Source organism: Povalibacter sp. (genome assembly GCF_036735925.1).
Lineage (GTDB): Bacteria > Pseudomonadota > Gammaproteobacteria > Steroidobacterales > Steroidobacteraceae > Steroidobacter.
This window is the reverse complement of record NZ_DAINNK010000042.1, coordinates 36,801-46,567: the sequence shown is the minus strand read 5'-3', so window position 1 is coordinate 46,567 and position 9,767 is coordinate 36,801. Positions and strand designations below refer to the sequence as shown.

9 protein-coding genes are annotated in these 9,767 nt (G+C 62.6%); 8 read left to right on the top strand and 1 reads right to left on the bottom strand.

The genetic code is table 11. The features are described from left to right. A partial coding sequence (locus V7D81_RS23285; RefSeq protein ID WP_349257659.1) for a 3-deoxy-7-phosphoheptulonate synthase occupies positions 1–143 on the bottom strand: 143 nt, incomplete at its 3' end. Between the two features lie 164 nt (positions 144–307). On the opposite strand from V7D81_RS23285, the gene V7D81_RS13810 reads away from it, so the two are divergent. The 8 genes from V7D81_RS13810 (at position 308) to V7D81_RS13775 (ending at position 9,728) form a co-directional block, all read left to right on the top strand. Then, positions 308–1,471 (top strand): saccharopine dehydrogenase family protein, encoded by a 1,164-nt coding sequence (locus V7D81_RS13810; protein ID WP_324317206.1) that lies wholly within the window; start codon positions 308–310, stop codon positions 1,469–1,471. Then, a complete protein-coding gene (amaB, locus tag V7D81_RS13805; RefSeq protein WP_349257658.1) occupies positions 1,471–3,003 on the top strand; it encodes an L-piperidine-6-carboxylate dehydrogenase in 1,533 nt (510 codons plus the stop codon). Before V7D81_RS13810 ends, amaB begins: the two co-directional genes overlap by 1 nt. Positions 3,004–3,077: 74 nt before the next feature. Further along, on the top strand, positions 3,078–3,449 hold the full coding sequence (locus V7D81_RS13800) for a PadR family transcriptional regulator (protein WP_324317202.1): 372 nt from the start codon (positions 3,078–3,080) through the stop codon (positions 3,447–3,449). Next, positions 3,425–4,480, top strand: a complete 1,056-nt coding sequence (locus tag V7D81_RS13795) for a hypothetical protein (RefSeq protein ID WP_324317200.1) — start codon at positions 3,425–3,427, stop codon at positions 4,478–4,480. Before V7D81_RS13800 ends, V7D81_RS13795 begins: the two co-directional genes overlap by 25 nt. 48 nt (positions 4,481–4,528) lie before the next feature. Continuing rightward, entirely contained in the window at positions 4,529–6,349 is a 1,821-nt protein-coding gene (locus V7D81_RS13790) for a serine hydrolase domain-containing protein (RefSeq protein WP_324317198.1), read from the top strand. A 285-nt stretch (positions 6,350–6,634) separates the two neighbouring features. Beyond that, positions 6,635–7,702, top strand: a complete 1,068-nt coding sequence (locus V7D81_RS13785) for a sensor histidine kinase (RefSeq protein WP_324317196.1) — start codon at positions 6,635–6,637, stop codon at positions 7,700–7,702. Next, positions 7,699–8,436: a LytR/AlgR family response regulator transcription factor gene (locus tag V7D81_RS13780; RefSeq protein WP_324317195.1), complete on the top strand. Its 738-nt coding sequence runs from the start codon at positions 7,699–7,701 to the stop codon at positions 8,434–8,436. Before V7D81_RS13785 ends, V7D81_RS13780 begins: the two co-directional genes overlap by 4 nt. 137 nt (positions 8,437–8,573) lie before the next feature. Then, complete coding sequence (locus V7D81_RS13775) at positions 8,574–9,728, top strand: acyltransferase family protein (protein WP_324317193.1); 1,155 nt, start codon at positions 8,574–8,576, stop codon at positions 9,726–9,728. The last annotated feature ends 39 nt before the right edge of the window (positions 9,729–9,767 follow it).

Genomic DNA, 9,767 nt, shown 5'->3' with positions numbered 1-9,767 from the left:
GACACGACGATCGGCGGCAACCTCGACAGTTCGGCAACGACGCCATCGAGCGCGGCCTTGTCGCGATAGGTGGGCTGCTGGGCCGCGGCCTTGCTCTGCCAGCTCGCGGGATGCCATTCAATCAGGTCGGGGCTGCGCGTCATATGGGAAAAAACTCGGGAGAAATGCGAAAAAATGCGCGCCGATCCTAACACCCGCTACCGCGTTCCAGAAGCTCGCCGACCCCGACTTGCATACAGTCCGTGAACCGCGTTTACAGTCGCCGCCGACGCGCCTTAAATGGCCGCCTTCCCACGGAGTGTCGTTCATGCACAAAGTGCTCATTCTCGGCGCCGGCAAGATCGGCGCGCTCATTTCCGGCCTGCTCGCCGAATCCGGCTCGTACCAGGTCCATCTCGCCGACGTCGCCGGCGCTGCGGCGAATTCGGTGGTCAAAGCCCATGGCCTCGCGAACCTGCACGCTCACACGCTCGATGCGGCCGATGCGCGGGCGCTCGATGGCCATCTGAAACAGCATCCGGTGGATGCCGTCATTTCGAGTCTGCCCTTCTATTGCAATGTCGCAGTGGCCGAAGCGGCGCGTCGCGCGGGTATACATTATTTCGATCTGACCGAAGACGTCGAAGTCACGCGCGCGGTGCGCAAGATCGCCGCAGGCGCTGCCCAGGCATTCGTTCCCCAGAGCGGCCTGGCGCCCGGCTTCATCTCCATCGCGGCGAACGAACTCATCGGCCACTTCGATGAACTGCGCACCGTGAAGCTGCGCGTCGGCGCCCTGCCCCAGCATCCGCACAACGTCCTCAAGTACTCGTTGACCTGGTCGACCGAAGGTCTCATCAACGAATACGGCAATCCCTGCGAAGCGCTGGTGGACGGACGCCGCATCGAAGTCGCACCGCTCGAAGGTCTGGAGGAAATCGAACTCGACGGCACGCTGTACGAAGCCTTCAACACCTCCGGCGGACTCGGCTCGCTCGGCGAGACCTACGGCGAGCGCGTGAAGAACATGGACTACAAGACCATGCGCTATCCCGGTCACTGCGAGCAGATGCGCCTGCTCATGAACGATCTGAAGCTCAATCACGACCGCGGCACGCTGAAGCGCATCCTCGAAAACGCCGTGCCGCAGACGCTGCAGGATGTCGTCGTGGTCTACGTGGCCGTCACCGGCACGCAGGACGGCGATCTGCGCGAAGAGAGTTACGTGAACAAGGTGTATCCGCAGATGATCGCGGGCCGGCTGTGGTCGGCGATCCAGGTGACGACGGCATCGGGCATCACCGCCGTCGTCGATCTCGTGCTCAATGGCCAGGGCAGGTACAAAGGTTTCGTGCGTCAGGAAGATTTCCGGCTGCTCGACGTGCTGGAGAACCGCTTCGGCAAACACTATGCGGCTGGCACGGGCAAGGAAATCTCGGCACAGATGGTCGTCAGCGGACGCACCGGTCACCAGCGTTCGGGTCGGGGTTGATCATGCAGAACATTTTCAAGGCGCTGGAACTCCGCGAACTCAATGCCGGTTCGTGGTCCGCTGACGGCGGCTGGTCGAAAGACACGGCTGGCCCGGTGATCGATTCGGTGAATCCCGCCACCGGCGAATTACTGGCACGCGTGCAGACCGCCTCGCCCGCCGACTACGAACGCACGATCCGCAGCGCGCGTGAAGTCTTCGATCAGTGGCGCACGGTGCCGGCGCCGAAGCGCGGCGAAGCCGTGCGCCTCGTCGGCGATGAGCTGCGTGCACACAAGGACGCGCTCGGTAGTCTCGTCACGCTGGAGATGGGCAAGATCAAGCCCGAAGGCGACGGCGAAGTGCAGGAGATGATCGACATCGCCGACTTCGCCGTCGGCCAGTCGCGCATGCTGTACGGCTACACGATGCATTCCGAACGCCCATTGCATCGCATGTATGAGCAATGGCATCCGCTCGGCGTCGTCGGAATCATCAGCGCCTTCAATTTCCCGGTGGCGGTGTGGTCGTGGAATGCATTCCTCGCGGCGATCTGCGGCGACGTCTGCATCTGGAAGCCCTCGCCCAAGACGCCGCTCACTGCCATCGCCGTGCAACGACTCGTCAATCGCGTGCTGGAGCGTCATGGCTATCCCGGCATCTTCCAGCTCTTCATCAGCGCCAGCAACGAACTGGCGGAGAAGCTCGTCGACGACCGGCGCGTCGATCTGGTGTCGTTCACCGGTTCCACCGCCGTCGGCCGTCGCGTCGGCGAGCGCGTGTCCGCACGGCTCGGTAAAAGCCTGCTCGAACTCGGCGGCAACAACGCCATCATCGTCGATGAGTTTGCGAACCTGGATCTCGCGGTACCGTCGATCGTGTTCGGCGCCGTCGGCACCGCCGGTCAGCGCTGTACCAGCACGCGGCGCGTGTTCGTGCACAGCTCGAAGTCGAAAGAGCTGGAAGAGCGCCTGCTGCGCGCCTACGCGCAGGTCCGCATCGGCGATCCGATGGAGCAAGGCACGCTGATGGGGCCGCTGATCGACCAGTCCGCCGTCGAACGCTACAAGGCCGCGATCGAATCGGCCAAGCATGCCGGCGGCACCGTGCTGTGCGGCGACAAGATCCTGCCCGGCAACGGCAACTTCGTCGCGCCGACGATCGTGCGCGCCAAGGCCGACTGGTCGATCGTCAGAACCGAAACCTTCGGCCCGATCCTGTACCTCATCGAATACCAGGATCTCGACGATGCCATCGCCATGCACAACGCCGTCGACCACGGCCTGTCGTCATCCATCTTCACCGACAACATCCGCCACGCCGAGCGTTTCCTGTCCGCGATGGGCAGCGACTGCGGCATCGCCAACGTGAACATCGGCACCTCGGGCGCCGAGATCGGCGGCGCCTTCGGCGGCGAAAAGGATCCCGGCGGCGGCCGCGAATCCGGTTCGGATTCCTGGAAGGCCTACATGCGCCGGCAGACCAATACCATCAACTGGAGTCAGGAGCTGCCGCTGGCGCAGGGCATCGACTTCAGGATCGCGCCGATCTGATCCCCTCGTCCGCGCAGCGGGGGCCGCTCCTGCGCTTGCGGCATCGACTTCATTTGTTCTACTCTGTATGACAAATGAAGACCGCACCGACCCTGGGCCAGTTCGAACAAGTCGTCATGACGGCGGTTCTGCGCCTCAAGGACGATGCCTACGGCGTCACCATTCACGAGGTCGTCGAGAAACTCTCGAACCCCAAGGCCGTCGCACTCGGAGCGGTGTACGCCACGCTGGATCGGCTGGAGGACAAGGGCCTGATCTCTTCCTGGCTCGCCGATCCAACCCCCGAGCGCGGCGGTCGCTCGAAGCGGCACTACCGCCTGGAGCGGGACGGTGAAATAGCGCTGCGTGAATCTGTCGTGACGGCGCGCCGCATCTGCGATGCCGTCGAGCACGCATGGGGAGCAGGAATATGGTCAGGAAAATGGAAGCCCGTCCGCCAGAAGTGATCGAGCGGGTCGTGCGCCTGCTCACGCCGCCGGTGTGTCGGGAACATGTGCTCGGCGATCTCAGCGAGCGCTATGTGTCTCCGGCCCGATATGTGATGGATGTGCTCGGTACGCTGCCATTCGTGATCGGGAGTCGACTGCGCCGCACGCTCAATCCTGCCTTGGCAGCCTTTCTCGCCTTCTATTTCTGGTTTGGAGTCTTCTGGGGTCCGAACCAGGCGCACTGGGGCGTTGCCGTTGTCCCCGCGCTCGTTGCGTTGGCCGCTCTGACCGCGCGTGACATCTATCGCTCTCCCGCCCCGAACTGCTGGCTGGCCGCTGCCGGCGATGTCGCAGTTGCCGCCGTAGCCGTGTTGTTGTCGCAAGCCGCACTTGCACTCGCCGCGCCTGCCTGGAGGGTGTCCATGGAGGCGATGACGATCGGTTTTCCGCTGGGCTTTGCCATCCTTTACTTCCTGCGCGTCCAGCTTCTGCCGGGCACTCAGCACTATGCCGCTCCCGCAGGCTGCATGTCTGCGCAGGAACTGCACACCGAGCTCAGCGCCTATGCGCACATTGTCCGGCGTACCACTCGTATCGAGCTCGGCGCCGGCGTCGTGCTTGCCGTCTGGTGGATCTTCTGCCTCAAGCAAGCGGTCCTTCGAGAAAGCATGGGAGAAATCGTCGGTCTCGGCCTGTGCATCGCCGGGACACTGTTCGTGAGCGTCTACCTGTACAGCCGCGGCCGCGTCACCCGCATTCCGGCATCGCTCGACTTTCAACAGACGCTCGCCCTCTATCGAAGCGAGCTCGAGCGTCGGCGGGAACTCTCGGCGACATTCCTGTGGTGGTACGTGCTTCCGCTGACGATCGGGCCGGGCATCCTCCTGATCGCGCTGCATCTGCAACGACCGAACGCCGCAGCCACCGTTCCGATCATCCTGCTCGTGCTGGTGATCATCGCAGCCATCCTGGCGCTGACGCAGCGCCCAACCCTGAGAAAGCTGCATCAGCGCCTGGATCAGCTCTCCGTCCTCACGGAGAAGACCTGACTCTTCTTCCGAACTCCCCGCGTAGCACTCCATCGAAAGGAACCCGACATGAAAGGACTTCCGCATCTCATCGTTCTGCTGGTACTGGCTGCGCTCGCCCCGGACCCTGCGCGAGCGCAAGCACCAACGGTGCAAGGCGACTACGTCGGAACACTGGGCCCGATCACGCTCAAGCTGCACATCGTCGCGAACGAAGGCAGCTCGCTCAGCTGTACGCTGGACAGTCCCAATCAGGGCGCAAACGGGCTCAAATGCAGCGATGTCCGTATCGACGGGCAGTCGCTCTCCTTCCGGATACCCATCGTCAACGGCTCCTGGTCGGGATCGATCGAGGACGGCGGCGCCAGGCTCTCCGGCACCTGGTCACAGGGACAGCCATTGCCGCTGGTATTTCTGCGCGAGACGTTCGTGCCCGCACGCGAGCCCTCCCCCGTCGATGGATTCTGGCTGGGCGTCGCGAAGCCTCAAGGACGGGAGCTGCGCACCCAGCTCGTAGTGAAGAGCGACATCGAGGGCCAGCTCCATTGCACGGTCGACAGCGTGGATCTCAATGCGTTCGACATTGCCTGCTCGAACCCGAAGTATTCGGAGCGCGATTTCTCGTTCGACGTTCCGGTCGTCAAAGGACATTGGACCGGAAAACTGTCGAGCAATGGCGATACGCTTTCCGGCACCTGGACTCAAAAGAATCCCGATGATTCGCCGGGTGCACCCATTGCACTGAATTTCGAGCGACAGCAGGTTCGCCTTACGGCAACGCCACTGCCTCCCATCACTTTCGACGACGCCATTGCGCCGGTCAGCGCGGCCAGGATGCAGGAGGTGCTGAGGCAGGACCTGCAGAAACCATTACGCGAAGGGATTCTCGCGCCGGGCAAACCGATCGGCGTTGCGATCGGCGTCGTCACGCGAGGAGACCGGCGCATCTTCACCTTCGGCAACGCCGCCACCGAGTCGCTCTTCGAGATCGGCTCGATCACGAAGACCTTCACGGGATTGCTGCTGGCTCAGATGATCGAGAGCGGTTCAGTACGGCCTGACACCGCAGTGCGCGAGCTGTTGCCCCAGGGAGCGGTTGCGAAACCGCAGGGCGCCGAAATCACGCTGCTCGATCTGGCGACACAGCATTCCGGTCTGCCGCGCATGCCGGGCAACTTCCGTCCGGCAGACAGCAACGATCCCTACATCGACTACGGTGCGAAAGAACTCTACGGGTTCATCCTCGGACATGGCGTCGCAAAACCCGCTGCCCCGACGTTCCTGTACAGCAATCTGGGATTCGGATTGCTTGGCCAGGCACTGTCGAATCGTGCCGGCATTGCGTATCCGGAGCTGCTGCATCGCGCGATCGTCTTACCCATGGGCTTGACCGACACAGCAACCGCCTTGTCGCCGGAACGACGCGCGCGCCTCATCCAGGGTCACGCAACCGATCTTGTTCCTGCGCAGGGCTGGGATTTCGATGCGCTTGCGGGTGCGGGAGCGATCCGCTCGACCGCCGCAGACATGCTGACGTATCTCGAATGGAATCTGCATCCTCGCGAGCGTTCGGCCGGCAATGCCGCAGATCCCTATGCCCGTACGCTTCCTGCAGCGCTCGATCGCTCGCAGCAGCTTCAATCGGACGTGGCGGGCGCGACGCGCATCGCCTATGCCTGGCTCTACGACACCGAAGCCGAAACGTACGCGCACAATGGCGCCACCGGTGGATACAGCAGCTATGCGTTCTTCAGCCCCAAGCATGACTATGCGGCGGTCGTTCTCGTGAACATGACGATCGGCTCGCGCGGCAGCTTCGCGGACAGGCTTGGCCGGCACATTCAGCAGCGATTCGCCGGCAAGCAGGCCGTGTCGCTCGACCAGTGGTGACGCCCCGGGCCTGATCAGACGCGCCGTTTCACTGCGAAGGGCGGCGATCAAATCATCATCACGAGCTTCGATCAGGACGAGATCGAGATTCACACGACAGGTCGCGCCGACATCAAGGCCGGCGGACGCGTCGGCACGATCAGGCTCCATATGCTCGGCGTGGGCTGGGCTTCAAGGCTGCGCCCTGAGCGGTCTTTCTTGTAGGGTGGGAGCTTTCCCGCTAGATCGTCCCGCTCACCCCAATCCCCAGCGTCTTGCCGCGTTGGTCTGCTTAAACTACCCCGCATGACCGTTCGCGAAGCCACCGGCAATGCCGCCCTTTTCAGTCTCTGGGGGCTGTTCTGGCTGACGATGCTCGTCGTGGCGTTGCAGGATGCATCGCTCAGCCACACGATTCGCTGGTGGGAGCCGTTGCTCTGGGAGGGCAGCTCGGCGCTCATTGCCACGGTATGGCTCATCGCGCAGCGTCGGGTCGACGAGCGCTACGCGGTCTATCTCGACCGGCCCTGGCTGTGGCTCGCCCAGCATCTGAAATGGCTGCCGCTCATCGTGCCGACGTTCATCGCATCGATCTATCTGATTCGTCACGGCGTCTACACGCTGGTCGGCAGGTCCTACAACCATGAGCCCTGGCTCTTCGTGGTGCCGTATGAAACCGCCAAGCTCGTTCTATTTGCGGGAATGTGGCTGGGCATCGTTTTCGGCTTCGATTCGTTCGCGCAATGGCGCACGCAGCGCGAACGGCTGCTATCGGTGCAGAAGGCGCTCGCGGAATCGCAGCTACAGCAGTTGCAGAGCCAGTTGCGGCCGCATTTCCTGTTCAACGCGCTCAACACGATATCGTCGCTGATGCATTCGGATCCGGAGCGCGCGGATCGTCTGCTGGTGCGTCTGAGCGATCTGCTGCGGATCAGTCTGAGCATGCATCGATCGGAGCTGACTTCGCTAGCGGAAGAGCTGCGGGTGCTCGATCTCTATGCGCTCATCATGCGAGAACGCTTCGACGATCGTGTCGATCTTCGGTGGAACGTCGCCGAAGAGACGCTCTTCGCGAGCGTGCCTTCGCTGCTGTTGCAACCGTTGCTGGAGAACGCCTTCAAGCACGGCGTTGAGCGCAGCCAGTCGACTGTCGTCGTCCGAATCACGGCGAGCCGCGACGGCGATTGGCTGCTGATGTCGATCGCCAATACGGGAACGCTCGACTTCACGAACACGACAGGCGGTATCGGATTGCGCAACTGTCGTGAGCGGTTGCACGTTGACTACGGACCGGATGCGACGCTCGAGTTGCGACAGAATGATGCCGATGTGATCGCGCGAGTCCGGTTGCCGTGGCGGGAGCATCAGGCGTGATTCGCGTCCTGATCGTGGATGATGAGACGCCAGCGCGGAAAAAACTTCGGCAGTGGCTCGGCGAACAGGAAGGTCTCGAACTGGTAGGCGAGGCAGGCGACGGTCTTGCGGCGACACAGGCGATCGATAGTCTGAAGCCCGACGTCGTGTATCTGGATATCCAGATGCCAGGCCTGGACGGCCTCGAAGTTGCTGCTCAGCTGGAACCGGAGCGCGCACCGCTCATCGTGTTCGTCACCGCATACGACGAGCATGCCGTGAAAGCATTCGACCTGAACGCCGTCGACTACTTGCTCAAGCCCTACGACAAAGATCGCCTGCTGCGTACTGTGGCGCGTGTGCGAGAGCGCCTCGATACGGGCACGCGCGCACAGTCTGTCAGGACTGCTCGCGGACAGACGGGGTCGAGCGATCGATTGCTGGTGCCGGTGGGCGAGCGGCTGGAGCTCATCGAGAGCCGCTTGATCCACTGGCTCGAAGCCGACGACAACTATGTGCATGTCCACGCGGCGTCCCGTTCCTACATGCTCAGACGCACGCTGCAGGATCTGCTGACCCAGCTCGGCGAAGAGCGATTCGTCCGCATTCACAAGTCGACCGCGGTGAACGTGAGCGAGATCCAGTCGCTCACTCCGCTATTCAAAGGCGACTACGAAGTTCATCTGCGGAACGGACATACATTGCGGCTGAGTCGTCGCTATCGCGACGAGCTGTTCTCCCGGATGGGGCGGTAGCCTCGTAGCCAGCATAGAGAGCGAAACCTCTTCAGGTCCCGCTCGCCCCGGCCACCACCCCGCTGACCCCGAGGTCGCAGCACCTCCATGCACGAGCGCGCAGGATCGTCTCCATGAGTCCAAGGGAGGCCGCCGCCATGACGACATCTTCGACCCGCTACGACTTCCTGGACTGGCTGCGCGTGCTGGCCATCTTCGTGCTGCTGTTCTTTCACACCGGCATGATCTTCGTCGGCTGGGGCTGGCACATCGAGAACGCGCAGGTCATCGAGTCGCTGCGACTGCCGATGGATATCGCGCACCGATTGCGGATGCCGCTGCTGTTCGTCATCGCCGGTGCGGGAATGTGGTTCGCGCTGGGAAGTCGCACAGCGATGCAGATACTGCGCGAGCGGACATGGCGATTGCTGCTGCCGCTGCTGTTCGGCATGTTCCTGATCGTGCCGCCGCAGATCTATTTCGAGCGGCTCTTTCGCGGCGAGTGGCAGGGCGACTACGCATCGTTCTTCATCGAGCGAGTGCTGCAATTCCATCTGTATCCGCAAGGCGATTTCAGCTGGCACCACCTCTGGTTCATCGCGTATCTGTACGTCTACGTGATGCTCTTGCTGCCACTACTCGCGACGTGGCGCCGCAGCTGCTGGACGTTGCAGCCAGGTCCGTGGTTATACCTGCTGGGTCTGCCGCTGGCGATTAACGAGGCGCTGCTCAAGCCGCTGTTCCCCGAATCGCACAACCTTGTGCGCGACTGGTACATCTTCGATCACTATCTTCTGCTGACCTTGTATGGGTTTGCTCTCGCGTCCATGCCTGGCGTCTGGGATTGGTTTGCCAAGTGGCGTCACCGCTCGTTCGCGATCGGCATGGGCATCTTCGCGTTGGCTATGGCACTGTTCGAGTTCGGTGTCATCCGGCGCGACACACCCGCGGATGCGATCGTCGCGAATGTCTTCACCTGGTGCTGGCTGATGGTGTTCCTGGGCTATGGCCGGCAACACCTGTCGTTCAGCAACGGCTTGCTGCGCTGGGCGCGCGATGCGTCGTACCCCGTCTATATCCTTCACCAGACGCTGATCGTGGCGATCGGGTACTACGTGATCCAGGCGTCGTGGGGACCGTGGGGAAAGTACGCCACTGTGCTCATCACGACGATGGCCGGATGCTTCGGGCTGTACGAGGCGGTTGTGCGGCGGTTTGCATCGACGCGCGTGATCTTCGGGTTGAAGGGAAAGGATCTGTCCGGGACGCAGACGGTGCGAGTGACGAAGGCCGAGCCCTCGTCACTCGCATGAACCGGATCGCTTAGACTTGGGCGTGGTCCATCTTTGGCC

Coding starts and splice junctions, on each gene's coding strand:
- V7D81_RS13810 (WP_324317206.1), top strand. CDS start 308: ATGCACAAAGTGCTCATTCTCGGCGCCGGCAAGATCGGCGCGCTCATT.
- V7D81_RS13775 (WP_324317193.1), top strand. CDS start 8,574: ATGACGACATCTTCGACCCGCTACGACTTCCTGGACTGGCTGCGCGTG.
- V7D81_RS13790 (WP_324317198.1), top strand. CDS start 4,529: ATGAAAGGACTTCCGCATCTCATCGTTCTGCTGGTACTGGCTGCGCTC.
- V7D81_RS13785 (WP_324317196.1), top strand. CDS start 6,635: ATGACCGTTCGCGAAGCCACCGGCAATGCCGCCCTTTTCAGTCTCTGG.
- V7D81_RS13795 (WP_324317200.1), top strand. CDS start 3,425: ATGGAAGCCCGTCCGCCAGAAGTGATCGAGCGGGTCGTGCGCCTGCTC.
- V7D81_RS13800 (WP_324317202.1), top strand. CDS start 3,078: ATGAAGACCGCACCGACCCTGGGCCAGTTCGAACAAGTCGTCATGACG.